This window comes from Pseudomonas sp. B15(2017) (assembly GCF_002113215.1).
GTDB lineage: Bacteria > Pseudomonadota > Gammaproteobacteria > Pseudomonadales > Pseudomonadaceae > Aquipseudomonas.
In genome coordinates this window covers 230,188-256,227 of the sequence record NZ_NEJZ01000006.1, presented here as the reverse complement: position 1 = coordinate 256,227, position 26,040 = coordinate 230,188, and the positions used below count along the sequence as shown (strand labels likewise).

Here is a 26,040-nt window from a genome sequence, read left to right as displayed (position 1 = left end):
AGAAGCAATCAGCCTACGCCTCTGCAACAACTCAACCGTAAAAACGAAAAATCGGCTATTTGTGAAACATTACATTTCCAAGGTGTGATGGCCTTTCGCTTGACGCTAATTGCCGCTGTCGTAGACTCCGAGCATCCGTCAGGGAGTAACGGTTATGCGGCGTTTTCGTGGTTGGGTTGTCGGGTTGTCCTTTGTTACGTGTGCAGTTCAGGCTCAAACGCCCGCGCCAGACGATCCGCTGCTGGATAACGGCGGGGCCGCGAATGCGTCGGCCAGCAGTGAAGCGCGCGGTGTGTTGCGAGCGAGGGATCAGGCGACCCTGGCCAGCGAGTTGTCGGGGCGGATTGTCGAGTTGCCGTTCAGCGAGGGCGAGTCGTTCAAGAAGGGCGATACTCTGGCGCGTTTCGACTGTTCGGCCTATCAGGCTCAGTTGAATGCTGCGCAGGCCGCCAGCCGTGGCGCCAGTGAAGAGTTGGCGCACAACCGGCAACTGGCGGCGCTCAATTCCGTCGGGCGTTTCGAAGTGGCCCGGGCCGAAGCCAAGGTCAGCGAAACTCAGGCGCAATCTCAGGTTTATCAAGTCCAGGTCAAACGCTGCAGCGTGGTCGCGCCCTTCGATGGGCAAGTGGTCGAGCGCAAGGTAAAGCGTTATGAAAGCGTGCCGGCCGGGGCGCCGCTGCTCGATGTGGTCGACAACCGCACCCTGGAAATCCATCTGCTGGTGCCGTCGCGCTGGATGGCCAGGCTCAAGCCCGGTCAGTCGTTCAGCTTCGTGCCCGACGAAACCGGTCAGCCGATCGACGCCACGGTCAAACGCCTCGGTGCGCGGATCGACGAAGGCAGTCAGACCCTGTTGCTGGTCGCAACACTCCCCGAAGCCAAAGGCTTGCTTGCCGGCATGAGCGGCACCGCGCGCTTCCCGGAGCTTAAGTGAACGCCCCGGTGAGCGGCGCCGCCGAGCAGGTGTTCGCGCGGTTTCTCGATCTTGAACGGCAGACCCGCGCCGCCCATGACATTTCGCAACTGGCCTACAGCCTGGTCAATGACGGCCAGTCGCTGTTCGGTTTTCGCCATGCGGCGCTGCTGATCGCCGGCAAGGTGCGGGCGGTGACCGGGGTCAGCGCAGTGGAGCCGAATGCGCCGTTCGTGGCGTTCGTCGAGCAGGCCGTGGCACAACTGTTCAAGCAGGATGTGCTGAAACAGGCGCGGGTGATCCCGCCGGAAATGGTCGGCGAATCGATTCAGGCCGACTGGCGCAGTCTGTCGGCCATGCAAGTGTTCTGGCTGCCGCTGATCGACCGACAGGGTCAGGTGTTTGGCGGTTTGTGGCTGGCCCGTGATCTGCCGTGGAATCCTTCTGAACAAGTGCTGCTGTCGCAGCTGGGCGACACCTACAGTCATGCCTGGCTGGCGTTGCAACCGCGCAAGCCGTGGCGGCTGCGCTGGACCCGCAAACGCCAGGTGGCGCTGGTTGCCGTGTTGTTGCTCGGGCTGTTGATCCCGGTGCGCCAGTCGGTGCTGGCACCCGCCGAAGTGGTACCTCAGGGCGGGCGCGTTGTCGCCGCGCCGCTGGACGGGGTGATCGCCGAATTTCTGGTCAAACCCAACCAGAGCGTGAAAACCGGCGACCTGTTGCTACGTTTTGAAAGCACGACGCTGAAGGCCCAGGCCGATGTCGCCGAGCGTGCGCTCGGGGTTGCCGAAGCGGAGCTCAAAGCCAATTCCCAGCGCTCCTTTGTTGATGCCGAATCCAGCTCCCGGGTCGATCTGCTGGCCGCCCGCGTCGAACAAAAACGCGCCGAACGCGACTACGCCCGCGAACTGCTCAACCGCAGCGAAGTGCGCGCCGAGCGCGATGGCATTGCGGTGTTCGCCGATGCCGAGCGCTGGACCGGCAAACCGGTGCAGACCGGCGAACGGCTGATGGAGATCGCCGACCCGAGCCAGGCCGAACTGCGTATCGAGCTGGCCGTGGGCGATGCGATCTCGCTGGAGCCGGGCGCCGAAGTCGCGCTGTTTCTCGACAGCGACCCGTTGCAGCGCCACCTCGCCACCCTCGAACGTTCGGCCTACGAGGCGCAGCCCACCGCCGGCGGCCAATTGGCCTATCGGCTGGACGCCGGTTTTGCCGACGCCCCGCCGCGTATCGGCCTGCGCGGCACCGCCAAAATATTCGGCGACCGCGCGCCGCTGGCCCTGTACCTGCTGCGGCGTCCGCTCGCCGGGCTGCGCCAGAGCGTGGGCCTGTAAATGACTCTGCCGAGCCTGCGTGCCGACCTGCAATTGTCGCCCGCGGCGCCGGCACTGGACGGTTCGCCGCGCTGGACCCTGGCCGACCCTGTGCGCGGGCGCTACTTCAAACTTGGTGCGGCGGCGATGCGCCTGTTGCGCCACTGGTCGCTGGGCGATCCCGAACAAGTGCTGCGCGCCGCCAACCGTGAACCGGGGCTGCCTCTCGACGCCAGCGAGCTGGCGCAACTGCTGGAGTTCCTGCGCGGACATGACCTGATCAGCGCACTCGACGAACAGCAGCGCGCCAGCTATCGGCTCAAGGCCCTCGTGCAACGCCAGAGCCTGTGGAAAATCCTGCTGCATCAATATCTGTTCTTCCGCATTCCACTGTGGCGCCCGGACGCTTTTCTCAACCGTGCCTGGCCGTGGCTGGAGCGCTTCGGTCCGAAGATGTTGCGTTATGGTCTGCCGGCGACGCTGGCGCTCGGGGTGTTTCTGGTGTCGCGGGACTGGCAGCGGTTCGTCGGCACTTTTCCGCACCTGTTCAGCCTCGGTGGCGCGATCGCGTTCGGCGTCGCGCTGTTTTTCGCCAAGCTGTGTCACGAGTTCGGTCATGCGTTCATGGCCAAGCGCGCCGGGTGTCGGGTGCAGAGCATGGGCGTGGCATTCATGGTCCTGCTGCCGATGTTCTACACCGATGTCAGCGATGCCTGGCGGGTCAATGACCGACGCGCGCGACTGCTGATCGGTGCCGGTGGCGTGCTGGCGGAATTGCTGCTGGCGAGCCTTGCGCTGCTGGTCTGGTCGTTCCTGCCGGACGGGCCCGGTCGCACGGCGGCGTTCATGCTCGCCAGCGCGACGTGGATCACCACGCTGGTGGTCAATCTCAACCCGTTCATGCGCTTCGATGGTTACTTTTTGCTCAGCGACTTGTGGGAAGTCGACAACCTCCAGGGCCGGGCCTTTGCCCTGTGTCGCTGGCGGCTGCGGGAATTTCTGTTCGGCTATGGCGCACCGGCGCCGGAGCCTTGGTCGCCGACGATGCAGCGGCGTTTGCTGATCTGGGGGTATGGCTCGTGGTTATGGCGTGCGGCGTTGTTTTTCGGGATCGCGCTGGCGGTCTATCACCTGTTCTTCAAGGTGTTGGGGATCTTCCTGATGCTGGTGGAACTGGTGTGGTTCATCTTTCTGCCGATCATGAGTGAGTGGCGCCAGTGGTGGAGCCGCCGCGAACAGGCTCACGGCCCCCGCGTGCTGCTCAGCAGCCTGGCGGTACTCGGTTTGTTGCTGGTGCTGGTCGTGCCGTGGCGCAGCTCGGTCGAGTTGCCGACGATGCTCGAGGGCGGTCGCGCCAGTGCCTTGCACGCGCCGACAGCGGCGCGGGTCAAAGCCGTGAAGGTCGCGGATGGTCAGACCGTTGCTCAGGGCGACGTGCTGATCGAACTGGAATCGCCGGACCTCGATTCGCGGCAGGCCATCGTCCGCCGGGAAATCCGCATCCAGCAATTGCTGATGCGTCGGCAGGCCGGCCGCAGTGAAACCGCTGCCGATGCCGGCATCGTCGAGCAGCGTCTCGCCGAAGCGGTGGCGGAGTATCGCGGCCTGACCGCCCAACGCGAACGTCTGCTGTTGCGTGCGCCCCATGCCGGCACCGTGCGTGACCTGCTGCCGAATCTGACGCCGGGCCGCTGGCTGTCGAGCAAGGATGCGCTGGCGCGGGTGGTCGAGGACGGCACGCGACTGCGCGGTTATCTGGCCGAGGCCGAACTTTGGCGGGTCAAGCCCGGGGCCACCGGGCGGTTTATCGCCGACGACCCGATGCATGCCGCCATCGCGGTGCAACTCAATGAAATCGACACCAACGGTGTGGCTTATGTCGATCAGGAGGCGCTGACCTCCGATCACCACGGACCGATTGCCGTGCGCCGCGATCAGCAGCAACGGGCGGAACCGGTGCAGGCGCAATACGGCGTGCGTTTGACTACGCTGGATCAGGCACCGACCCCGGTGCAGCCGCTGCGCGGCGTGGTGGTGTTGCAGGGCAGCGGCGAATCGGTGCTCGGTGTGGCCTGGCGCCGAATGGCGGCGTTGGGGGTCAGGGAAAGCGGTTTCTAGGGAGCATGAAGATGACGGACAACCTGGCGGCGGACGGATTGGTGGTGCGGCCTTCGCGGGCGACTGACGGGCCGTTTCTGCAAAGCCTGTATCAGTCGGCGCGGCCGGATCTGCAATGGATCGACGGCGAGCAGGAACAGGTACAGCAAATCGTTGCCCAGCAGTTTCAGGTGCAGGAGCAGGGCATGGGTGAAAACCATCCCGACGCCATGCACTACATCGTAGAAAAACTCGGCACCGCCATCGGTGCACTCAGCACCGATTTCGGCGTCAATGAAATTCGCGTGTTGTACCTCGCCTTCATTCCCCAGGCCCGGGGCAAGGGTTACGGACGAACCGTGCTGCAAGGCGTGCAAAAAGCCGCGCAGCAAGTGCGCTGCCCGGTGGCGACGGTGGTCTGGGCCAACAACCCCCATGCGCGCCAGCATTACCTGGCGCTGGGGTTTGCCGTGGAAGAGCGCAATCCGGCGGCAGAGCGGTTGGTGTGGTACCCGCAGTGAGTCGGGGTTTCAGTTGAAGGAAATGCAGAAATAACCCAACTGCGGATCCCGCCCCATCGCCGGCACCCGCGACACGAAAATATCCTCCACCCGGCCGAGCTCCGGCAGTTCCAGCGTGCATAAACCGTCGACGAATTCGGTCGGCACCAGGCTGTTGAATTCGAGGCAGAAGGGCATCCGTTCGCTGTAGCGGGTTTTTGCCGCCGGAACCTCATCAAGGTGCTCGATCTGAATCGGCAATGCCGTGCCATCGGGCAGGTGCAGCGTGCGTTGCTGTCCGAGCAACGGCTGGACGTGTTGAATCTGAACCGTTTGCAGCATGGTCTGACTCCAGTGAAAAAAAGAACGGCCGGGGGCTGTGAAGCCCCCGGCGTTTGCTCAGTTGCGCGACGGGAACAGGCCGTTGAGGGCAACGCTGAAGTTGAGGACCAGGGCCGGGTTCAGGATCGGCAGTGGCTGACTGCCGCCGGTGGAGGAAATGTCACCGGTGACGGTGGTGGTCACACCCTTGAGTGGCACCGGCGTGGCGCCTTGGGCGTCAGAGTAAATGTTCGCCGAGCCCGGACCGCCGCCGGACGCGCCGAGGTACGAGTTGGTGGCGGTCGGCACGGTCGCCGGATTGCTGGCAGGTACGGCCAGCGACAAGGCCGTGTTGGCGGTGAGGCCGGTCATGGCATGAGTGTGGTTGGGCATGTTGGCGATGGTGGCAGTGACGTTTTCGGTGCCGTACACCTGACCGATGACGCGCGGTGTCAGACCCAGGCCATTGCCTTGTGCGACAGGCACGCGACCTTGCAGGTTGGGCAGTTGAAAGTTGGTCGTGCCATTGCCGCCGTAGTAAGTGCCCAGCAAGGCGAACAGCGCCTGGTATTGCGAGATGCTCAGGATTTGCCCGTTGCACAAGGCCCAGCCACTGGGGGCAAAGTTGAAGGCGAACGGTTGAATCGTACCCATAAAGACTTCCATGGTTCCTCATCCTTCTGTTGTGTGGTCGGCGCGCCGCGCGTTCGCCCTTGTTGTCGGGCCGGTAGAAACGTTTTGCTGACTCCTTCCTTTTGCGCGGGCAGGTCACGCCAAGCCCTAGCGTAGACCCGGATCGACGGACTTGCCGGACGTCGTCGTATCCGCGCATCGACTTCGGCGCTGGCCTAAAGTGTTCGCAGTTGATGACGCAATTGTGTTCGCAAAAACGCTGAGGGGAGGTTGATGGAGTTCCTTCGCGAGACGCCGCTGGGGGATACCCAGGATCCGTTCGCCGCACCAAATGCCGGTGTCCGACGACTGTTGCGCTGGGCGCGCCAGCACTGGTTGATACCGATCCTGCTGCTGGCAACCGTGGTGCGTTTTTATGACCTGACGGCTGCCGCGATCTGGGGCGATGAAGGTTCGAGCCTGCTGCTGGCGCGCTATTCGCTGGACGGGATCTGGACGCACGCCGCGTTCGACGTGCATCCGCCGCTGTACTTCATGCTGTTGCACGGCTGGATCGGGATGTTCGGCGACGGCATTCTGGCCATTCGCAGTTTCAGTGCACTGGCCGGCATCGCCACGGTCGGGCTCGGTGTGAGTCTGGTCGACCGGCTGGCTACCCGCCGCGCCGCGATCATCGCCGGGGTATTGCTGGCGCTGCTGCCGACGGCGGTGCGCTACAGCCAGGAAGTGCGCATGTACGCGTTGCTTGGCTTGCTGCTGGTCGGCGCGACGCTGGTGCTGGTCAAATGGATCCGGCGCCCGCAGCGTCACCGCTATCTGCTGATCTACGCGCTGTTGATGACCGCTGCGTTGTACACCCATTATTTCGCCGTGCTCGCGGCGCTGAGCCATTGGCTGTATCTGGGGCTGATCCGGCTGTTGCCGGGTTTTCGCCTGAAGCATCTCCAGCGCAAGGACTGGTGGCTGGCCAATCTGGCCATCGTCGTGCTCTACCTGCCGTGGCTGCCGAACCTGCTTGAACTGCTGCAACACATGGACGCCCTCAAGGCTGGCGGCGATGTGGGCTGGGAAGATCCGGTGACCCTGTCTTCGCTGCCGTCGATGATCTGGCTCTGGCTGATCCAGGATGAGGGCGAGCAGCTTCCGTTGTTGCTGTTCGGCGGTATGCCGCTGGCCTTGCTGGTGCTGGCGGCTGTCGCCGTCGCCCGGGATCGCAGCGTGAGCCATGGCAGCGTCCTGCTGGCGCTCTACACCGGCGTGCCGTTGTTGCTGGTGTTCGCCGTGTCTTTCGTCACGCCGGTGTTCGTCGAGCGTTATCTGACCGCCTACGCGCTGGGGCTGCCGATGCTGGCAGCGCTGGCCATCGACCGCCTCTACACCAGCGTGCGCGTGCTGGCGGTCGCGGTGCTGCTGTCGCTGGTCGGGGTCGAGATGATCGGGGTGAACGCCAACGCCACGGTCGACCGCAACGACCAGTTCGACGTCATGGTCGATTACGTCAATCGCCACTTCGCCAGCGGCGACCGGATCGTCATCAGCGACATGCTCTGGTACCTCAGTTACGTCTATTACAACCGCACTGACGCTCAAGTCCGGCTGTTTACGCCGCCCACCGCCGAGGGCCGCTCCACGCGTCCGAACCACTACGGTTTCGGCACGCTGGTATCCGATGGCGTTTACCTGGATCGACTGAGCGAATTGCCACAGGGCAGTGCCCGGGTCTGGTTGATCGGTGACCTGGATGCGGAGATGCCGGATCCATTCCTGCCCTTGCCTGCGACCTGGCAGTTGCGGGATCAGGTCCAGGCGGGTGGCGCGAAAGCGCGACTTTTTTCGTTACCTCTGCCCAATGGACCGGAAGAAAACTGACTTAAACGCTTCACCATTTTATTCGCGATAAAAAATGAATTTTTAAGTCTGTTTTGCTCTGTTTTGATATCAAAACACTAGTAGTCGAAAGGGTATTGTTGGATTACGCTCGTCAGACAAAAGGACTTACAAATAAGGTGAAGGGATTGCAGCAGTTCCACTTTATCTCCGGCTTGCCGCGCTCAGGTTCGACCCTCCTTTCTGCGATCCTTCTGCAGAATCCGCGCTTCCATGCCGGCATGACCAGCCCGGTCGGCGCACTGTTTTCCGGTGTCCTTGAACAATGCAGCGCCGGCAGCGAATTCGGCGCGGTGATCGACACCGACATGCGCCGCCGCCTGTTGCGCGGCCTGTTCGATTCCTATTACGCCGACAAGGCCGACAAACCGGTGGTCTTCGACACCAACCGCCAGTGGAGCTCGCGCCTGCCGGCGATCAATGATCTGTTTCCCAAAGCCAAGGTCATCGCCTGTGTGCGCAACGTCGCCTGGGTGATGGACAGCCTGGAGCGGCTGTACCGCGCCAATCCTTTCGAAAACACCAAGCTGTTCGGCGATGCGGTCGAGCGCAACACCGTCTACAGCCGCTGCGAAACCCTGGCTCAGCGCAACCGTCTGGTGGGTTTTGCCTGGGCAGCGCTCAAGGAAGCCTATTACGGCGAGCACGCCGATTCGCTGCTGATCGTCGATTACGACCTGCTGACCCAGGCCCCGGAGCGCGTACTGCGGTTGGTCTACGACTTCATCGGCGAACCCTGGTTCGAGCACGATTTCGAGCATCTGGCCTATGACGCGCCGGAGTTCGACCAGGCCCTGGGCGTGGCCGGCCTGCACAAGGTCAAACCCAAGGTCGCCTTGCAGTCGCGGCGCACGATTCTGCCGCCGGACCTGTTCAAGCAATACGCCGATCTGTCCTTTTGGCTCGATGGCTCGGCCAGCGCTGCCAATGTGATTCGTATGAAGTCCGACGCCGCGATCAGCTGATCGCGGCGTTTTTCATTGATGCATCAACAACTGTGTTCGAGTCCGGGTGAGCAACATGTGGTGGAGCAAGCAAAAGTCGCGGGTTACCGAAGGCCAACGGACGCTGGCGGCGCCCATGATCATGTCGCTGGAACCGCGCATGCTGTTCGACGGCGCCGTTGCGGCCACCGTGGCCGACACCGCCGCCCAGGCTGACAGCCATGCCACCGCCGATGCCGCGAAAGCACCGGCCGCCGACCACCCGAGCGCCAGCAAGGACACCCACGGCCAGGCCGATGCCACGCCTGCTGCCAGCCCGGTCGCTGTGCCGGGGCAGAGCGTGGTGTTCGTCGATTCCCGGGTCAAGGATGCCGACAGCCTGCTCAAGGGCGTGGCGCCCGGCACGCAAGTGGTCAAGCTCGATGCGGGCAAGGATGGCTTGCAGCAGATCGCCGATTATCTCGATCAGCATCATGGCGTGAGCTCGGTGCAGATCATTGCCCACGGCAATGCCGGCGACCTGTGGCTGGGCAACAGTTATCTGTCGGCCGACAACGTCGCCCAGCGCAGCGCGATCCTGGGGGAGATCGGCAAGGACATGAACGTGGGCGGCGATATCCTGATCTACGGCTGCTACACCGCCGAGGGTGACCGTGGGCTGAGTTTCGTCGACTCGCTGGCGCAACTGACCGGGCGCGACGTGGCCGCCTCCAGCAACCGCACCGGCGTGGGCGGCGACTGGGACCTGGAGATCGCCACCGGCTCTATCGAAAGTGCCAACGTGCTGTCGACCAAAGCGATGAGCGAATACCAGTGGGGCCTCGCCACCTGGACCGCCACCAACAATGGCAACACCGGGGTCGGCTCGCTGCGCGCGGCTATTGCGTCGGCGCAGAACGGCGACATCGTGACCTTCAGCTCCGGCATGACGGTGCAGCTCACGTCCGAATTGCTGATCAACAAGAACATCACCGTCGATGGCGACCTGAACAACGACGGGGTTGCCGACATCACGCTCGATGGCCAATACCGGACGCGGGTAGTGGAAATCACCTCCGGCAGCACGGTGACGCTGGATGGGCTGGTCATCACTCGGGGCCTGGTGTCCGGCAACGGCGGTAATGGTGGCAATAGCGCCACCGGCGCCATGGGCGGCGGGATCTTCAACGCCGGCATTCTCACGCTGAACAATGTTTCGGTTACCGGTAACGCAGCTGCGGGTGGTGGCGGTGGCGGGGGTGTCACCGGCGCCAACTACGGCGGCGGTGGCGGCGGTGGCGGTGGTCTTGGCGGCCAGGGTGGCGGCCATGGCGGTACGGCCGGTCCGGGCATCGGTACGCTGGGCGGCCAGGCCGGCAGCGGTGGCGTCGGTGGCTACGGCGGCGGCTATGACGCAACGCACATGGGCGGGCGCGGTGGTTCCACCACCGGTGGTGCCGGCGGTGTCGGCGTGTCGTATTACAGCAACGGCGGCAACGGCGGCACGGCCAGCAACGGCACGATATCCATCGGTGGCGGCGGTGGCGGCTCGGGCTGGGACAAGGTCGGCGGCGCGGGCGGTAACGCCGCCGGCGGCATTTACAACGCTTCTACCGGGACCCTGAAAATCGTCGGCACGTCGGTCATCAGCAATAACATCGGTGCGGGCGGCGGTGGCGGTGGTGGCAGTGGCCAGGGCAGCAACAACCAGAACGGCGGCGACGGCGGACGCGGGGTCGGTGCGATCTGGAACCAGGGCGGCACGGTACTGATTACCGCCTCCAACTTCAGTGCCATCAGCGGCAACGCGGCGGGCAGCGGCTCCGGTGGCCTGGAGCTGGGGGGCGGCGTCACGGGCTCGGTGCCGTTGGCTTTTGCGGCGATCTACAACAATGGCGGCACCCTCAACACCGCTTATGTGGAACCGCCGACTGCGACCATCGTCATGTCGGACACAGCGCTGAAAATCGGCGAAACCTCGCTGGTGACCATCACTTTCAGTCGGGCGGTCACCGGTTTCACCAACGCCGACCTGACGATCGCCAACGGCACGTTGAGTGCGGTCAGCAGCAGCGACGGCGGCATTACCTGGACGGCGACCTTCACCCCGACCAACAACATCACCGATGCCACCAACCTGATCACCCTCGACAACACCGGAGTGACCGCAATCAGCGACGGCGTGGCGGGCGTCGGCACAACCAACTCCACCAACTATGCGATCGATACCGTACGGCCGACCGTGACCATCGCGATGTCCGATACGGCGTTGAAGATCGGCGATACCTCGACGGTGACTTTTACCTTCAGCGAAGCGGTGACCGGTTTCACCAACGCCGACCTGACCATCGCCAACGGTACGCTGAGCGCCGTGAGCAGCAGCGACGGCGGCATCACCTGGACGGCGACGTTCACGCCGAGCGCCAGTATCACCGACACCACCAACGTCATCACTCTGGATAACACCGGTATTGCCGATCTGGCCGGCAACGCCGGCAGCGGCACCACCGACTCGACCAACTACGTGATCGATACGGCGCGCCCGACCGCGACCATTGTCGTCGCCGACAGCAATCTGGCGGCGGGCGAAACCTCGCAGGTGACCATCACCTTCAGTGAAGCGGTCAGCGGTTTCACCACCGCCGACCTGACGGTGGCCAACGGTACGCTGACCGGCCTGAGCAGCAGCGATGGCGGCATCACCTGGACCGCCACGCTCACGCCGACCACCAACATCACCGACACCACCAACCTGATCACCCTGGACAACACCGGGGTCGTCGATCTGGCCGGCAACGCCGGCAGCGGCACTACCAACTCCAACAACTACGCCATCGACACTGCGCGCCCGACCGCAACCATCGTGGTGGCCGACAGCAGCCTGCGGATCGGCGAAACCTCGCTGGTGACCATCACTTTCAGCGAAGCGGTGACCGGTTTCACCAACGCCGACCTGACCATTGCCAACGGCACATTGACGGCGGTCAGCAGCAGCGATGGCGGCATCACCTGGACGGCGACGTTCACGCCGACCGCCAGCATCACCGACGCAACCAACCTGATCACGCTGAACAATACCGGCATTGCAGACCTGAACGGCAACACCGGCAGCGGGACCACCGACTCCAACAACTACGCCATCGATACCGTGCGCCCGACCGCGACCATCGTGGTGGCCGACAACAACCTGCGGATCGGTGAAACCTCGCTGGTGACCATCACCTTCAGCGAAGCGGTCAGCGGTTTCACCAACGCCGACCTGACTGTCGCCAACGGCACGTTGAGTGCGGTCAGCAGCAGCGACGGCGGCATCACCTGGACGGCCACGTTCACGCCGAGCGCCAGTATCAACGACACCACCAACCTGATCACCCTGGACAACACCGGCGTTGCCGACCTGGCGGGCAACGCCGGCAGCGGCACCACCGATTCCAACAATTATGCGATTGATACGGTGCGGCCAACCGCGACCATCGTGGTCGCCGACAGTAACCTCACTGCCGGCGAAACCTCGCTGGTGACCATCACCTTCAGCGAAGCGGTCAGCGGTTTCACCAACGCCGACCTGACGATTGCCAACGGCACGCTGACGGCGGTGAGCAGCAGCGACGGCGGCATCACCTGGACGGCGACCTTCACGCCGAACCTGGGCGTCAACGACGCGACCAACGTGATCACGCTGGCCAATACCGGCATCGCCGATCTGGCCGGCAATGCCGGCAGTGGCACGACCAATTCCAACAACTACACCATCGATACCCTGGTGCCGACCGCGACCATCATCGTGTCCGACTCCAGTCTGAAGATCGGCGAAACGTCGCTGGTGACCATCACCTTCAGCGAAGCGGTGACCGGTTTCACCAACGCCGACCTGACGATCGCCAACGGCACGTTGAGTGCGGTCAGCAGCAGCGACGGCGGCATTACCTGGACCGCGACCTTCACGCCGACCAGCAACATCACCGACGCCACCAATGTGATCACCCTGGACAACAGCGGTGTCCAGAACCTGTCCGGCAACGCCGGTGTCGGCACCACGAATTCCAACAACTACGCCATCGATACCCAGCGCCCGACCGCAACCATCGTGGTTGCCGATACCGCACTTGGCGTCGGCCAGACCTCGCTGGTGACCATCACCTTCAGCGAAGCGGTGACCGGTTTCACCAACGCGGACCTGACCATCGCCAACGGTACATTGAGTGCAGTCAGCAGCAGTGACGGCGGTATCACCTGGACGGCGACCTTCACGCCAGCGGCGGGGATCACCGACACCACCAACCTGATCACCCTGGACAACACCGGCATCACCGACCTGGCGGGCAACGCCGGCAGCGGCACGACCGACTCCAACAACTACGCGGTCGACAGTCAGCGCCCGACAGCCACGATTGTGATGAGCGACAGCGATTTGCGCCCCGGTGAAACAGCGCTGGTGACCATCACCTTCAGCGAGGCCGTGACCGGTTTCGACAACGCCGATCTGAGTGTCGCCAACGGCACCCTGAGCAATGTTTCGTCAAGCGACGGCGGTATCACCTGGACGGCCACCTTCACGCCGAACATCGGAGTCACCGATCTCACCAACCTGATTGTCCTGAACAATACCGGCATCGCCGACCTGGCCGGCAACACCGGCACCGGCACCACCAGTTCGGCCAACTATCAGGTGCAGACCCAGGTGCCGACCGCCACCATCGTCGTGGCCGACACTTCGCTCAAGGCCGGGGAAACCTCGCTGGTGACCATCACCTTCAACGAAGCGGTGAGCGGCTTCGACAACAGCGACCTGACCATCGCCAACGGCACATTGAGCAACGTCAGCAGCAGCGACGGCGGTATCACCTGGACCGCGACATTCACCCCGACGGCCAATGTCACTGACGCCACCAACCTGATCAGCCTGAACAATGCCGGCGTGACCAACGTCTCAGGCAACAGCGGTATCGGCAGCACGGACTCCAACAACTTTGCCATCGACACCGCGCTGCCAACCGCCACCATTGTGGTTGCCGACAACCGCCTCGGTATCGGTGAAACCACCACCGTTACCATCACCTTCAGCGAAGCGGTGATCGGGTTCGATCTGGGCGACATCAGTGTCGCCAACGGTTCGTTGTCGAACCTGGCCAGCAGCGACGGCGGCGTGACCTGGACCGCGACCTTCACGCCGACAGCCAACGTCAACGACCCGACCAACCTGATCCTGATCGACACCGGCGGCGTCCAGGACCTGGCCGGCAACCTCGGCGCGAGCATCGCCATCTCCAACAACTACATCCTCGACGCCACCCGGCCGACGGTGAGCATTGTGGTCGCCAACCCACATTTGGGCATCGGCCAGACCACCACGGTGACCTTCACCTTCAGCGAGGCAGTGAGCAATTTCGACCTGTCCGACCTGAGCGTGACCAACGGGGATCTGAGCAATCTGAGCAGCAGCGACGGCGGCAAGACCTGGACCGCGACCTTCACGCCGACCGCGAATGTCACTGACCCGAGCAACTTCATCGCGCTGGACACCAGCAATGTCACCGACCTTGCAGGCAACGCCGGCAGCACGGTGGCGGTATCGAACAACTACGCCCTCGACAGCGAACGGCCGACCGCCACGGTGGTGATCGCCAATCCAAACCTGGGCGTCGGCCAGACCTCGCAAGTGACCATCACCTTCAACGAAGCGGTGAGCGGTTTCGACCTGTCGGACCTCAGCGTGGCCAACGGCACCTTGTCCAACCTGAGCAGCAGCGACGGCGGCAAGACCTGGACCGCGACCCTGACGCCAAACGCCAACGTCAACAGCACCAATAACGCGATCAGCCTCAACACGGCGGGGGTCAGCGACCTTTCCGGCAACAGCGGCAGTGGCGTCAGCAGTTCCGGCAATTACGTGATCAACACGGTGCCTCCTGTGACACCCACTTCTGCGCTGATCGTGGTGACGCCGGATCCGGAGTTCCGCAGCAGCGATCCGGTCGTGCCGCCGCCACCGCCGAACGTTCCGCTGCAACCGATCGTTTTCACGCCGCCCACCGGCGACCTCGGTTCACCGCTGACTTTCGCGCCGTTGTTCGAGCAACGGGTGATCGGCAACGGCATCCGTCCGCTGGGGGATATTTTCATCAACCGCGGTGCGCTGAGCCCGAGCTTCATTGCCCAGGTCTTCACCAGCAGTGACAACGGCGGTGACGGTTCCGGCCATGGCTTCCTCGGGTTCGGCGGCGGCGATGGCGGGGTGTTCGGCAGCAGCACGCTGTCGAGCCTGTTCAATCAGGACAGCAGCGCCGAGCGCGATTCGCTGAACGCCTTCGGCAGCCAGTCGATCAAGGGCGGCGATATTTCCCAGGGCCTGCGCGGCGTGTTCGGCGCGCCGACCCTGGGCCAGCAACTGCAACAGATCAAGGACAGCGAGCAGCACCGGGTCGACAACCTGGCAGCGGCGCTGCAACAGGTCGGCATCAGCGAAATGCCGGCCTGACAACACACAACAATTCACATATGTGCGGGACCTAGGGGCGATCCAGGGATGAAGAAAAGTCAGAAGTTGTTCGGCGCCAGCCTGCTGGCGCTGGCGATCAGCGGATGTGCAGTAACCAGTGAACCGATCGAACGCAGTGTCAGTGAACAACGGGCCCGGGCCGACCTGCAAAGCATGTACAAGGGCCAGGAACCGCTGAGCGGTCCGCTGACCCTGCACCAGGCCATGGCTCGTGCGGTGAAGTACAACCTCGAAGGCCGCTTGAAAATCATGGAGGAAGCGCTGGCCAAGCGGCAGCTCGACCTCGCCAGTTTCGACATGCTGCCGCGCATGGCGCTGGACGCCGGTTACGTCGGGCGCAACAACGTCAGCGCCTCCAGCAGCCAGAGCGTGCGTACCGGCACCCAATCCCTGGAACCGTCGACCTCTCAGGATCGCGACCGCGAAGTCGCCGACCTGACCATGGTCTGGAACGTCCTCGATTTCGGCGTCAGTTACATCAGCGCCAAGCAGCAAGGCGACCAGCGGCTGATTGTTCAGGAACGCCGACGCAAGGTGATCAACACCATCGTTCAGGACGTGCGCTCGGCCTATTGGCGGGCGATGGCCGCCGAACGTCTGCTCAAACAGATCGACAGCCTGATGGCGCGGGTCGACACCGCCCGCCGCAACAGCGAAAGCATGAGCGAGCAACGCATCGGCGATCCGGTGCAGTCGCTCGGCTACCAGCGTTCGCTGATCGAGGCGACCCGACAACTGGAAGAACAACGCCGCGCGCTGTCGCTGGCGAAAACCGAACTGGCGACCCTGATCAACCTGCCGCTGGGCACCAACCTGACCCTGGCCACCGATGACGGTTATCAGATCCCGGAACTCAAGGTCGACCTGACCAAACTCGAGCAGGAAGCCCTGACCAGTCGTCCGGAACTGCGCGAGCAGGATTACCAGACCCGGATCAGCGCCGCCGAAACCCGCAAGGCCATGCTGCGACTGCTGCCGGGCCTGGAGTTTTCCGCCGGCGGGCATTACGACAGCAACTCGTTCCTGGTCGAACAGGGCTGGGCCGACTACGGCGTGAAGGTCACCTGGAACCTGTTCAACGTGATCTCCGCCCCGGCGGCCATTGACGTGGCCAAGGCCGGTGAAGAAGTCGCCACCGCACGGCGTCAGGCGATGTCGATTGCAGTGCTGGCGCAGCTCTACGTGGCCAACGCCAACTATCAGGAGGCGCTGCGCCAGTTCAAGACCAACCAGCAACTGTCGGACATCGACGGGCAAATCGTCGGTCAGTTGCGTAACCGTCGTCAGGCCGACGGCATTGGTGAGCTGGACCTGATTCAGGGCGAGCTCAATACCTTGCAGGCCGATCTGCGTCGTGACCTGTCCTACGCCGATCTGCGCAATGCCTACGGCCAGATCTTCGCCAGCGCCGGCCTCGATCCGCTGCCGGATCAGGTGCAATCGACCGAAGTCCAGTCGATCGCCACGGCGCTGGCCAACCGCGAAGCGGCGTGGGCCTCGGGGGATATTTCGCTGCCGGTGGCCCATGCCTCCGCGCAGTGACGTGCTGGCGCCGACCGCCAGCATCAGCCGTACCCAACGCGAGGCCCGCAACGGCCATCGCGGCACGGCGATGCTGCTGACCGGCTTGCCGGCGGCGGGCAAATCGACCCTTGCCCAGGCGTTACACGCCGAGTTGTTCAGTCGTGGTCTGCAAAGCGTGGTGCTCGATGGCGACGGCTTGCGCGTCGGGCTCAACCGCGACCTGGGTTTTACCGATGCCGATCGCCTGGAAAACATTCGCCGCGCCAGTGAGCTGGCGGCGTTGCTGGTGGAGAACGGGCAGATCGTGATTCTGGCGATGATCGCCCCGCTGGCGGAACTGCGCGAAGTGTTTGCCCGCCGTTTGGGTGAGGACTATCGCGAGGTCTGGTGCAGCGCTGCGCTGGCGGTGTGCGAGCAGCGCGATCCGAAAGGGCATTACGCCCGGGCCCGACGCGGCGAGCTGGCCGGGTTCACGGGTGTGTCGGCGCCTTACGAGGCGCCGGCCCAGGCTTCGCTGGTGCTCGACACCGGCACGCTGACGGTCGACGCCTGTCTGGACCGGTTGCTGACCTGGCTCGGCGAAACAGCGGTGTTGCCCAAGGTATGAGCCGACCGGCGTTCTCGCGGTTGCCGGTGACGGTGGACCTGCCGTTGCTGTTGCAGGCGCTGTCGGCGATTGACGACGCTGCCTGGCGCGGCCATTTCAACACCGCTTATTTCGCCGGCGACTGGAGCGGCGTGGCGCTGATTTCCGCCGCCGATGCGCTGACCGAACTGTCCCCCGGCAGCGCCGGACCCGTCCAGCGCACCCCTTGGCTGAATGATGGTCGCTGGCAGCAGGCCCTGCGGGATCTGCCGCTGGAGATCGTCAGCGCGCGGCTTTTACGACTGGGGCCGGGCGGGCAGATCCATGAGCATCGCGACTACGATCTTGAGGGTGCGGACGCCGATTTGCGCCTGCACATTCCGCTGCTCAGCCCGCCCGCCGTGGATTTCTGGCTCGACGGTCAGCGGATGCCGATGACGGCGGGGGAATGCTGGTTTCTCGATCTCGCCCGACCGCATCGGGTCGACAATCGCGACTGCACGGCACGGGTTCATCTGGTGCTCGATTGCCGCCCCGCGCCATGGCTTGCGCAGATGATCGTTGACGGGTTGCCGAGTACTCCGCTGCCTGATGGCGTGGAGACGGCGTTGCAGCGTTTTCAACGGTTGCTGGTCACGGATCCGATGTTGTCCGCGACGTTGCAGGCAGTGCACGACCCCGAAGCCTTTACTGTCCGGACGCTGGCGTTGGCCGCTGAACGCGGCCTGCACTTTTCCCGTGAAGAACTGCTGGCGGCGATGCGTAACGGTCGTCGGTCATGGAACGAGCAATGGCGCCTGTGAATTTCGACGGCTGGTTGCCGATTCGCGTCTGGAAAACCGCCGGGCAATGGCAGGTCGACTGGTGCTGGTTCGGCGACACCCCGCTGCATCAGCCGTTCTTTCGTGAAGCTGTCGAAGACGCGTTGCGTCTGCCGTTCAATCAGGCGTTCCGCCGGCAAACACCCTTGTCGGCGCTTATGGACTGGCAAGCGCTCAGTCCGGGTCTGCCGCCGAGCGCCTTGATCCTGCACGCCTCGCGGTGCGGTTCGACGCTGATCAGTCAGATGCTTGCCCGGCTCGACGATCACATCGTGGTCTCGGAGCCGCCGCCCCTTGATGCCTTGCTGCGCAGTGATCTGCCGGACGAAGAACGCCGCGCGGCCATCGCCGGATTGCTCTCGGCGTACGGTCAGCGGCGGCGCGGCCAGGAGCAGCGGCTGGTGATCAAACTCGACGCCTGGAACATCGGCGAATGGCCTCTTCTGCGCGAGTGTTTTCCCGATACGCCGTGGCTGTTTGTCTATCGTGATCCGCTGGAAATCGCCGTGTCGCACCTGCGCCGTCCCGGCCTGCACATGGTGCCGGGAGCGCTCGGCGATTGTGTGCTGGACGATGATTTGCCGTTCGAGGGGCGCGAGGATTTCATCGCCCGGCGGCTGGGGCGCTTGCTGGAGGCCGGTTGGGTGCATTGCCGTGAGTCTGCCGGGCTGGTGCTGAATTACAGCGAATTGCCCGAGGCGATGAGCGGACGGCTGGCGAGGTTTTTCGGGCTGAGTGCCGCGCAGTGTGAACAGGCGCTGGCGGCGACGGCGCAGCACGCGAAGCAGCCGTCACAACCCTTTGTCGTCGATGGCGAACACAAGCGCCGTGAAGCATCGGCGTTGTTGCAGGCGCGGGTCGAACATTGCGCCCGTGCGCCCTATGTCGCGCTGGAACGCTTGCGCGCGCTCACGATTTCGCCGACAGATCCGCCATCCCCTTGAGCAGTTCGATCGGCAACGGAAAGACGATGGTCGAGCTCTTGTCGCCGGCAATCGAACTCAAGGTCTGCATGTAGCGCAACTGCATGGCGCCGGGCTGGCGGCCGAGCATTTCGGCGGCCTGCATGAGTTTTTCCGAGGCCTGCAATTCGCCTTCGGCGTGGATCACCTTGGCGCGCCGTTCCCGCTCGGCTTCGGCCTGCCTGGCGATGGCGCGCACCATCGACTCGTTGAGGTCGACGTGCTTGATCTCGACGTTGGCGACCTTGATCCCCCAGGTGTCGGTCTGGGCGTCGAGCACTTGCTGGATGTCGATGTTCAGGCGTTCGCGCTCGGCCAGCAGTTCATCCAGTTCATGTTTGCCGAGCACCGCGCGCAGAGTGGTCTGGGCCAGTTGGCTGGTGGCCATGAGGAAATCCTCGACCTGGATGATCGCTTTCTGCGGATCGAGCACGCGGAAGTACAGCACCGCGTTGACCTTCACCGACACGTTGTCGCGGGTGATCACATCTTGCGGCGGCACATCGAGGACGATGGTGCGCAGATCGACCCGGACCATTTGCTGCACCACCGGAATCAGCAGGATCAGCCCCGGCCCCTTGACCTGCCAGAAGCGTCCGAGCTGGAACACCACGCCGCGTTCGTATTCGCGCAGGATGCGGAACGTCGAGCCGGCCAGGGCGATCAGCAACAGCAGCAGCGCGACAAAACCGATTTGCAGACCCATGATCACTCTCCGAGCGGTGCCGCGTCAGTCGCGGCCACTTGCAGCAACAGGCCCTTGCGCCCGACCACGCGCACCGGTTGCCCGGTGTGCAGCGGCGTGGCGCTCAGCACCTGCCAGCGTTCTCCCTGTAATTGCACCCAGCCATTGCGGCTGTCTTGCGGTTGCACCACCGTCACCGCCGTGACACTGCCGAGCAGGCCGGCATCGCCGCTGACCGGATGACGCGGTCGGGTTTTCAGAGCGCGGATCAGCAGCGCGATCAGCAGCAGGGCGCTGACCAGACCGAGGCCAATCATCATCGGCACCGGCAGTTCGGCGTTGCTCAGGATCAATGCACCGATCACAAACATCACGATGCCACCCAGACCGATCACCCCGTAGTTGGGCAGCACGGCTTCGGCGATCAGAAACGCGATGCCCAGGGTGATCAGCCACAGACCGACCGGGCTGGCGGCGGTTAACGGGTTATCTGCCGCAACCACCGATCCACTCAGCAGCAACAGGGCAAGCGCACAGCAACGGATGTTCACGTGACCCTCCGCGAGAGTCAGGGCTTGTACTTACAGTCTAGTTGACGCTGCGGGTGGATGATTTTTAACCAGTTTGCCTGCCTCGCCAGTGGGCGGATTTCCCAGTGTTTGCAGTTCGCCGGACTAGACTTTCAAGGACAGCCACAGCGTTTCATTACCGTCCGCCGCGCAGCGTCGGTGGGCACCGAGGTGCGTCATCGACCCGCTGCTGGCCCGGCAGAAAGACATCTGCCTGGAAGCCGGCAACCACAACGACCTGCTGCACATGAGCTTGCTCGCGAAATTCTTGAATCCCCCGAGTCTTCGAAGGAGCAGAACAATGGAAAACCCGACGCACAGCCTCCCATCCCTGTTCAAGCAACTCGGTCTGGACAACGACCCGGTCAGCATCGACCAATTCATCGCCACCCATTCCCCCCTCAAACCCGAACTGCACCTGTGCGACGCGTTCTTCTGGACAAAGAGCCAGGCGGATTTCCTGCGGGATGAGATTCTCGATGATGCGGATTGGGCGGAGGTGGTGGATCAGTTGGATGTGATGTTGAGGAAGGGGCGGGGAATGTAAAAAAAATGATCGAAAAGACCGAAATGTAAAAAAACTTGTGGGTTGTAAAAAAAACAGCGCAAAAGTCAGGGTGAGATAAATTTTCTGAATTCACCTTCGGACATGAATTTGTTTCAAAACTTGACTGAATTTCCCCGCCAATGCGATATTGATAGTTAGCAAACTAACAGTGTGTGCATTCCCTCGTGCCGAATAACCTCGACGCTCTTCAGATGAACATCAGCAGTGCCATGGTGGTGGCCGCCAGGCATTGGCGGAAGATCTGCCAGACCACGCTGGTCAATTATGGAATTTCCGAAGCCTGCGCCGTCCCGTTGTTGATGATCGGGCGCTTGGGCGAGGGGGTGCGCCAGGTGCAGGTGGCGCAGGCGGCGGGGATGGAGTCGCCGTCGCTGGTGCGCCTGCTCGATCAGTTGTGTCACGCCGGTTTTGTCTGCCGCACCGAAGATGCCCATGACCGTCGCGCCAAATGCCTGAGCCTGACCGACGCCGGCCGTGAGCTGGTGCAAGCGGTGGAGGCGCAACTGGTGCGGCTGCGTCATGAAGTGCTCGAAGGCATCGACCAGCGCGATCTGGAAGCTACGCTTCGGGTACTGAGAGCTTTTGAGGCGGCCACTCCGCCAACGGTGATCAATCCGTGAACGGGTTCTTTTCCGGCATGCCCCCCGCGCGGGACTGGTTCTACGGGATCCGCACGTTCGCGGCCTCGATGACCGCGCTGTACATCGCCTTGCTCATGCAGATGCCGCGTCCCTATTGGGCGATGGCCACGGTGTACATCGTTTCCAGCTCGTTCCTCGGCCCGACCAGTTCCAAGGCGCTGTATCGCGCAATCGGCACGTTTCTCGGTGCGGCGGCAGCAGTGCTGTTCGTGCCGATGTTCGTCCAGAGCCCGTATGTGCTGGTGGTGGTCATTGCCTTGTGGACGGGGATTTTGTTGTTCCTGTCCCTGCACCTGCGCACCGCCAACAACTACGCGCTGATGCTCGCCGGCTACACCTTGCCGCTGATCGCCCTGCCGGTGGTCGACAACCCGCTGGCGGTGTGGGACGTGGCCGAGTCGCGGACTGAAGAAATCTTTCTCGGCATCGCCGTGGCGGCGGTGGTCGGCGCGATGTTCTGGCCACGGCGCCTGGCACCGGTGTTCAACGATGCCGTGGGCAAATGGTTCGCCGACGCCACAACCTACAGCCTCAAATTCCTCAGCCGCGATGTGCAGCCCGAAGAAGTTGCCGCCCTGCGCATGGCCATGGTCGGCAGTTTCAACAGCCTGGAATTGATGATCGGCCAGTTGCCGCACGAAGGTGCGCGGCCGCAAACCGTACGCAACACCAAGGAGTTGCGCGGGCGGATGATCCACCTGCTGCCGGTGATCGATGCCCTCGAAGATTCGCTGTACGCCCTCGAACGGCGCACGCCGGAACTGGTGCAGAAATTCACGCCGCTGCTCACCGCGACCCGCGAATGGCTCGGCCACAAAGACGCCAACCTGGAGCGCTGGCAAGCCCTGCGAAATCAGCTCGAAGCGCTGCAGCCGAGTGCCGAAGCCCTGGAGGATCGCAAGCAATTGCTGTTTTCCAATGCGTTGTATCGCCTCGGCGAATTCATCGATCTGTGGCAGGACTGCCGCAGCCTGCAGGACGCGATCTTGTGTGAGCGCCAGGACAGTTGGCGCGCAGTTTATCGTCACTGGCGCCTTGGTCGCCTGACGCCATTTCTCGACCGTGGGCTGATGCTTTATTCGGTGGCCTCGACCATTCTGGCGATCATCGTTGCCTCGGTGTTGTGGATCCTGCTGGGCTGGACCGACGGCGGCAGCGCGGTGATTCTGGCGGCGGTGTCGTGCAGCTTCTTCGCCTCAATGGACGACCCGGCGCCACAGATTTACCGGTTCTTTTTCTGGACCGGAATGTCGGTGCTGTTTGCCAGCCTTTACCTGTTTCTGGTGTTGCCGAACCTGCATGACTTTCCGATGCTGGTGCTGGCGTTCGCGGTGCCGTTCATCTGTGTCGGTACCCTGACGGTGCAGCCGCGTTTCTACCTCGGCATGCTGCTGACGCTGGTCAATACCTCGTCGTTCATCAGCATTTCCGGTGCGTACGATGCGGACTTCTTTGCCTTCGTCAATTCCAACCTCGCGGGCCCGATGGGGCTGCTGTTCGCGTTCATCTGGACGCTGATCGCCCGGCCGTTTGGCGCCGAACTGGCGGCCAAGCGCCTGACCCGTTTCAGCTGGAAAGACATCGTCAGCATGACCGAGCCGGCCAACCTCGCCGAACACCGGCAACTGGGCGTGCAGTTGCTCGACCGCCTGATGCAGCACCTGCCGCGTCTGGCGCTGACCGGCCAGGACACCGGCATCGCCATGCGCGAAGTGCGCGTCGGGCTGAACCTGCTCGACCTGCTTGCCTATACGCCGCGAGTGACGGGCGCGCCGAACGCGTTGCTCAAGCAAGTGGTGGCCGAGGTTGGCGAGTATTTCCGGGCCTGTCTCAAGGCCGGCGAACGCCTGCCGGCGCCGAGTGCCTTATTGATGACCATGGATCGCACCCGCCGCGCGCTCAACGGTCAAGGTGATGAAGAAACCCGACTGAACCTGTTGCACGCCTTGAGCGGTTTGCGCCTGGCGCTGTTGCCCGGCGTGGAATTCGTCTCCAACGCAGAGCCCGAAGAACCGCTGCCCGAAGGAGCGCCCCTATGATCGGTGATCTGGACATCAGCGGCATTTTCCTGCCGACCCTGCTGGTGTTGATGGGTATCACTTATGTGCTGTTTGTTTTGGTACACGGCGTGCTCACACGCCTGCATTTCTACCGTCTGGTCTGGCACCGGGCATTGTTCAACGTGGCTCTCTACGCCGTGATGCTGTACGGCGTGGATTCACTCAGTCGATACCTGATGACATGAAAAAACCGTTTCTGACCCTCGGTCGCGTCGTCCTGACGCTGCTGATCGTGACTTTCGCCGTCGTCGTGGTCTGGCGCATGGTGATGTATTACATGTTTGCGCCCTGGACCCGCGACGGCCACATTCGCGCCGACATCGTGCAGATCGCCCCGGACGTGTCCGGGCTGATCCAGCAGGTCGAAGTGAAGGACAACCAGTTGGTGAAACGCGGCCAGGTGCTGTTCAGCATCGACCAGGACCGTTTCAAACTGGCGTTGCGTCAGGCCAGGGCAGCGGTCGCTGATCGCGAAGAAACCCTGGCTCAGGCACAACGGGAAGCCAAACGTAATCGCGGTCTGGGCAATCTGGTGCCGGCCGAACAGCTGGAAGAAAGCCAGTCGAAAGTGGCCCGCGCGCAATCGGCCCTGGCCGAAGCGCTGGTGGCGGTGGACAGCGCTCAGCTCAATCTCGACCGCTCGGTGATCCGCAGTCCGGTGGACGGCTACGTCAACGACCGTGCGCCGCGCTCGCAGGAGTTCGTCACCGCCGGGCGTCCGGTGTTGTCGGTGGTCGACAGCAATTCGTTCCACATCGACGGCTATTTCGAAGAAACCAAACTCGACGGCATCCACATCGGCCAGTCGGTGGATATCCGCGTGATCGGTGACCGCGCCCGCTTGCGCGGGCATGTCGAAAGCATCGTTGCCGGTATCGAAGACCGCGACCGTTCGAGCGGCAGCAACTTGCTGCCCAACGTCAATCCGGCGTTCAGCTGGGTGCGACTGGCGCAACGGATACCGGTGCGCATTGCTTTCGACGACGTGCCGGATGACTTCCGCATGATCGCCGGACGTACTGCCACCGTGTCGATCATCGACGATCAACCGCAGGAGCCCGCGAAATGACCAGGGCTCTGATGATCGCCGGTTTGGGCATGATGCTGTCGGCCTGCTCGATGGTCGGGCCGGACTATCACGTGCCCGAAGACGCGGCGATCCAGCGCAAGGATTTCCAGGGCGATCTGGCGGTGGCCGGCAAACCGGTGGTGTCGGCCCCGGTGCCGGCGGACTGGTGGCGCCTGTATCAGGATCCGCGCCTGGATCAACTGGTGCAGCAGGCCATGGCGTCCAACACCGATCTGCGGGTGGCGGCGGCGAATCTGTCGCGGGCCCGTGCGCAGGTCGATGAAGCCGAGGCGGCCGGTGGCTGGAGCGGCGGCGTGAAGATGGGCGCGCAACGCTTGCAGGAATCCGGCGAGGCGTTCCTGCTGCCGGAGAAAGTGCCGGTGGCCAACATCGGCGATATCGGCATCAGCGCGTCCTACCAGTTCGACCTGTGGGGCACGTTGCAACGCGGGATCGAAGCGGCAAAGGCCAACGCCGACGCGACCCAGGCCGCTGCCGACACCGCACGCATCACCCTGGTCGCCGACGTGGTGCGGGCCTACACCCAGGTCTGCGCGGCGAACGAAGAACGGGAAATCGCCCAGCATTCCCTCGACCTGCAATCCCAGAGCACCACCCTGATTCAGCGTCTGCGCGACGCCGGGCGCGGTGACGAGACCCAGGTCACCCGCTCGCAGACCCAATTCAAATCCTTGCGCGCCGACATGCCGCGTTATGAGGCGGCGCGTCAGGCCGGATTGTTCCGTCTGTCGATGCTGCTGGCCAAACCTGTCGATCAACTACCGGCCGGCACCGCAACCTGCGCCGAACTGCCTAAAATCGCTCAACTGGTGCCGGTCGGCGATGGCGCGGCGCTGCTCAAGCGCCGGCCGGACATCCGTCAGGCCGAGCGACGTCTGGCAGCCGCAACGGCCGGGATCGGTATCGCCACCGGCGAGTTGTACCCGGACATCAGTTTCGGCGCGACGATCGGCACCGTCGGCATTCTGGACAACCTTGGCAAACCCTCCACCAACCGCTGGGGCTTCGGCCCGTCGTTGAGCTGGAAGGTGCCGACCAACGGCGCCCGGGCCCGGATCCGCGAAGCCGAAGCCACGACCCAGGGCGCGCTGGCACATTTCGACGGCGTGGTGCTCAACGCCATCCGCGAAACCCAGACCGGCCTGTCCCAGTACTCCGCATTGCTGCAGCGTCGCGATGCGCTGGCCGATGCCGAGCAGTCGGCGAAACTGGCGGCCGACCAGACGCACCGCTTCTTCCAGGCCGGCCGCGAGTCGTTCCTCGCCGACCTGCAAGCCACTCGCACCTACACCGACGTCACTGCGCAATTGGCCGCCGCCAACACTCAGGTTGCCATGAGCCAGATCGATTTGTTCCTCGCCCTGGGCGGCGGTTGGGAAAGCGGACGAACGCAAGCCTCGAGCGCCAGCAAACCCTGAGGCCGTTGCTATGCTTTGAAGTATTGA

21 protein-coding genes are annotated in these 26,040 nt (G+C 63.5%); 17 read left to right on the top strand and 4 right to left on the bottom strand.

What is annotated here, in order from left to right:
- Window positions 1-154 precede the first annotated feature (154 nt).
- From CAF73_RS12060 to CAF73_RS12045, 4 genes are read left to right on the top strand one after another with little or no spacing between them, the layout of a single operon-like run.
- Entirely contained in the window at window positions 155-934 is a 780-nt protein-coding gene (locus CAF73_RS12060) for an efflux RND transporter periplasmic adaptor subunit (protein WP_085702808.1), read from the top strand.
- The gene (locus tag CAF73_RS12055) at window positions 931-2,250 is read left to right on the top strand and encodes an efflux RND transporter periplasmic adaptor subunit (RefSeq protein WP_085697930.1); all 1,320 of its coding nucleotides are present in this window, start codon (window positions 931-933) and stop codon (window positions 2,248-2,250) included. The genes CAF73_RS12060 and CAF73_RS12055 overlap by 4 nt, the downstream gene beginning before the upstream one ends.
- On the top strand, window positions 2,251-4,347 hold the full coding sequence (locus CAF73_RS12050) for an efflux RND transporter periplasmic adaptor subunit (RefSeq protein ID WP_085702807.1): 2,097 nt from the start codon (window positions 2,251-2,253) through the stop codon (window positions 4,345-4,347).
- Window positions 4,348-4,358: 11 nt separating this feature from the next.
- The gene (locus CAF73_RS12045) at window positions 4,359-4,847 is read left to right on the top strand and encodes a GNAT family N-acetyltransferase (protein ID WP_371918966.1); all 489 of its coding nucleotides are present in this window, start codon (window positions 4,359-4,361) and stop codon (window positions 4,845-4,847) included.
- A gap of 9 nt (window positions 4,848-4,856) precedes the next feature.
- Here CAF73_RS12045 and CAF73_RS12040 read toward each other — a convergent pair whose 3' ends face one another.
- Together CAF73_RS12040 and CAF73_RS12035 are read right to left on the bottom strand one after the other, a co-directional pair.
- Window positions 4,857-5,168, bottom strand: a complete 312-nt coding sequence (locus CAF73_RS12040; RefSeq protein ID WP_085702805.1) for a hypothetical protein — start codon at window positions 5,166-5,168, stop codon at window positions 4,857-4,859.
- A gap of 57 nt (window positions 5,169-5,225) precedes the next feature.
- Entirely contained in the window at window positions 5,226-5,813 is a 588-nt protein-coding gene (locus CAF73_RS12035) for a phage tail protein (RefSeq protein WP_085702804.1), read from the bottom strand.
- Window positions 5,814-6,053: 240 nt separating this feature from the next.
- On the opposite strand from CAF73_RS12035, the gene CAF73_RS12030 reads away from it, so the two are divergent.
- From CAF73_RS12030 to CAF73_RS12000, 7 genes are all read left to right on the top strand, one after another.
- Entirely contained in the window at window positions 6,054-7,649 is a 1,596-nt protein-coding gene (locus CAF73_RS12030; protein WP_085702803.1) for a glycosyltransferase family 39 protein, read from the top strand.
- A 137-nt stretch (window positions 7,650-7,786) separates the two neighbouring features.
- Window positions 7,787-8,632 carry a sulfotransferase gene (locus tag CAF73_RS12025; RefSeq protein WP_085702802.1) on the top strand — a complete coding sequence of 282 codons (846 nt, stop codon included), beginning with the start codon at window positions 7,787-7,789 and terminating at the stop codon, window positions 8,630-8,632.
- Between the two features lie 55 nt (window positions 8,633-8,687).
- The gene (locus CAF73_RS12020) at window positions 8,688-15,068 is read left to right on the top strand and encodes an Ig-like domain-containing protein (RefSeq protein ID WP_085702801.1); all 6,381 of its coding nucleotides are present in this window, start codon (window positions 8,688-8,690) and stop codon (window positions 15,066-15,068) included.
- A gap of 48 nt (window positions 15,069-15,116) precedes the next feature.
- Window positions 15,117-16,631, top strand: a complete 1,515-nt coding sequence (locus CAF73_RS12015) for a TolC family protein (protein ID WP_085697938.1) — start codon at window positions 15,117-15,119, stop codon at window positions 16,629-16,631.
- Entirely contained in the window at window positions 16,615-17,220 is a 606-nt protein-coding gene (cysC, locus tag CAF73_RS12010; protein WP_085697939.1) for an adenylyl-sulfate kinase, read from the top strand. The genes CAF73_RS12015 and cysC overlap by 17 nt, the downstream gene beginning before the upstream one ends.
- On the top strand, window positions 17,217-18,002 hold the full coding sequence (locus tag CAF73_RS12005; RefSeq protein ID WP_085702800.1) for an aspartyl/asparaginyl beta-hydroxylase domain-containing protein: 786 nt from the start codon (window positions 17,217-17,219) through the stop codon (window positions 18,000-18,002). The genes cysC and CAF73_RS12005 overlap by 4 nt, the downstream gene beginning before the upstream one ends.
- On the top strand, window positions 17,990-18,964 hold the full coding sequence (locus tag CAF73_RS12000; RefSeq protein ID WP_085702799.1) for a sulfotransferase family protein: 975 nt from the start codon (window positions 17,990-17,992) through the stop codon (window positions 18,962-18,964). Before CAF73_RS12005 ends, CAF73_RS12000 begins: the two co-directional genes overlap by 13 nt.
- On the opposite strand, the gene CAF73_RS11995 is transcribed toward CAF73_RS12000, so the two are convergent.
- Both CAF73_RS11995 and CAF73_RS11990 read right to left on the bottom strand, forming a co-directional pair.
- Window positions 18,930-19,688, bottom strand: coding sequence for a slipin family protein (locus CAF73_RS11995; RefSeq protein WP_085684328.1), 759 nt, complete (start codon window positions 19,686-19,688; stop codon window positions 18,930-18,932). The two genes, CAF73_RS12000 and CAF73_RS11995, sit on opposite strands and share 35 nt — an antisense overlap.
- A gap of 2 nt (window positions 19,689-19,690) precedes the next feature.
- The gene (locus tag CAF73_RS11990; protein WP_085702798.1) at window positions 19,691-20,218 is read right to left on the bottom strand and encodes an NfeD family protein; all 528 of its coding nucleotides are present in this window, start codon (window positions 20,216-20,218) and stop codon (window positions 19,691-19,693) included.
- A 319-nt stretch (window positions 20,219-20,537) separates the two neighbouring features.
- Here CAF73_RS11990 and CAF73_RS11985 point away from each other — a divergent pair, with 319 nt between their 5' ends.
- The 6 genes from CAF73_RS11985 (at window position 20,538) to CAF73_RS11960 (ending at window position 26,013) form a co-directional block, all read left to right on the top strand.
- Window positions 20,538-20,783 (top strand): DUF2789 domain-containing protein, encoded by a 246-nt coding sequence (locus tag CAF73_RS11985; RefSeq protein ID WP_085697944.1) that lies wholly within the window; start codon window positions 20,538-20,540, stop codon window positions 20,781-20,783.
- 212 nt (window positions 20,784-20,995) lie between these two features.
- On the top strand, window positions 20,996-21,424 hold the full coding sequence (locus CAF73_RS11980) for a MarR family winged helix-turn-helix transcriptional regulator (protein WP_085697945.1): 429 nt from the start codon (window positions 20,996-20,998) through the stop codon (window positions 21,422-21,424).
- The gene (locus CAF73_RS11975) at window positions 21,421-23,484 is read left to right on the top strand and encodes an FUSC family protein (RefSeq protein ID WP_085702797.1); all 2,064 of its coding nucleotides are present in this window, start codon (window positions 21,421-21,423) and stop codon (window positions 23,482-23,484) included. The genes CAF73_RS11980 and CAF73_RS11975 overlap by 4 nt, the downstream gene beginning before the upstream one ends.
- Window positions 23,481-23,690, top strand: a complete 210-nt coding sequence (locus tag CAF73_RS11970) for a DUF1656 domain-containing protein (protein WP_007957657.1) — start codon at window positions 23,481-23,483, stop codon at window positions 23,688-23,690. The genes CAF73_RS11975 and CAF73_RS11970 overlap by 4 nt, the downstream gene beginning before the upstream one ends.
- The gene (locus tag CAF73_RS11965; RefSeq protein WP_085702796.1) at window positions 23,687-24,574 is read left to right on the top strand and encodes an HlyD family secretion protein; all 888 of its coding nucleotides are present in this window, start codon (window positions 23,687-23,689) and stop codon (window positions 24,572-24,574) included. Before CAF73_RS11970 ends, CAF73_RS11965 begins: the two co-directional genes overlap by 4 nt.
- Complete coding sequence (locus CAF73_RS11960; protein ID WP_085702795.1) at window positions 24,571-26,013, top strand: efflux transporter outer membrane subunit; 1,443 nt, start codon at window positions 24,571-24,573, stop codon at window positions 26,011-26,013. The genes CAF73_RS11965 and CAF73_RS11960 overlap by 4 nt, the downstream gene beginning before the upstream one ends.
- Window positions 26,014-26,040 lie beyond the last annotated feature (27 nt).

Excerpts from the sequence above, each read along its gene's own strand:
- CAF73_RS12060 (WP_085702808.1), top strand. The coding sequence starts at position 155 with ATGCGGCGTTTTCGTGGTTGGGTTGTCGGGTTGTCCTTTGTTACGTGT.
- CAF73_RS12050 (WP_085702807.1), top strand. The coding sequence starts at position 2,251 with ATGACTCTGCCGAGCCTGCGTGCCGACCTGCAATTGTCGCCCGCGGCG.
- CAF73_RS12045 (WP_371918966.1), top strand. The coding sequence starts at position 4,359 with ATGACGGACAACCTGGCGGCGGACGGATTGGTGGTGCGGCCTTCGCGG.
- CAF73_RS12040 (WP_085702805.1), bottom strand. The coding sequence starts at position 5,168 with ATGCTGCAAACGGTTCAGATTCAACACGTCCAGCCGTTGCTCGGACAG.
- CAF73_RS12035 (WP_085702804.1), bottom strand. The coding sequence starts at position 5,813 with ATGGAAGTCTTTATGGGTACGATTCAACCGTTCGCCTTCAACTTTGCC.
- CAF73_RS12030 (WP_085702803.1), top strand. The coding sequence starts at position 6,054 with ATGGAGTTCCTTCGCGAGACGCCGCTGGGGGATACCCAGGATCCGTTC.
- CAF73_RS12020 (WP_085702801.1), top strand. The coding sequence starts at position 8,688 with ATGTGGTGGAGCAAGCAAAAGTCGCGGGTTACCGAAGGCCAACGGACG.
- CAF73_RS12015 (WP_085697938.1), top strand. The coding sequence starts at position 15,117 with ATGAAGAAAAGTCAGAAGTTGTTCGGCGCCAGCCTGCTGGCGCTGGCG.
- cysC (WP_085697939.1), top strand. The coding sequence starts at position 16,615 with ATGCCTCCGCGCAGTGACGTGCTGGCGCCGACCGCCAGCATCAGCCGT.
- CAF73_RS12005 (WP_085702800.1), top strand. The coding sequence starts at position 17,217 with ATGAGCCGACCGGCGTTCTCGCGGTTGCCGGTGACGGTGGACCTGCCG.
- CAF73_RS12000 (WP_085702799.1), top strand. The coding sequence starts at position 17,990 with ATGGCGCCTGTGAATTTCGACGGCTGGTTGCCGATTCGCGTCTGGAAA.
- CAF73_RS11995 (WP_085684328.1), bottom strand. The coding sequence starts at position 19,688 with ATGGGTCTGCAAATCGGTTTTGTCGCGCTGCTGCTGTTGCTGATCGCC.
- CAF73_RS11985 (WP_085697944.1), top strand. The coding sequence starts at position 20,538 with ATGGAAAACCCGACGCACAGCCTCCCATCCCTGTTCAAGCAACTCGGT.
- CAF73_RS11980 (WP_085697945.1), top strand. The coding sequence starts at position 20,996 with ATGAACATCAGCAGTGCCATGGTGGTGGCCGCCAGGCATTGGCGGAAG.
- CAF73_RS11970 (WP_007957657.1), top strand. The coding sequence starts at position 23,481 with ATGATCGGTGATCTGGACATCAGCGGCATTTTCCTGCCGACCCTGCTG.
- CAF73_RS11965 (WP_085702796.1), top strand. The coding sequence starts at position 23,687 with ATGAAAAAACCGTTTCTGACCCTCGGTCGCGTCGTCCTGACGCTGCTG.
- CAF73_RS11960 (WP_085702795.1), top strand. The coding sequence starts at position 24,571 with ATGACCAGGGCTCTGATGATCGCCGGTTTGGGCATGATGCTGTCGGCC.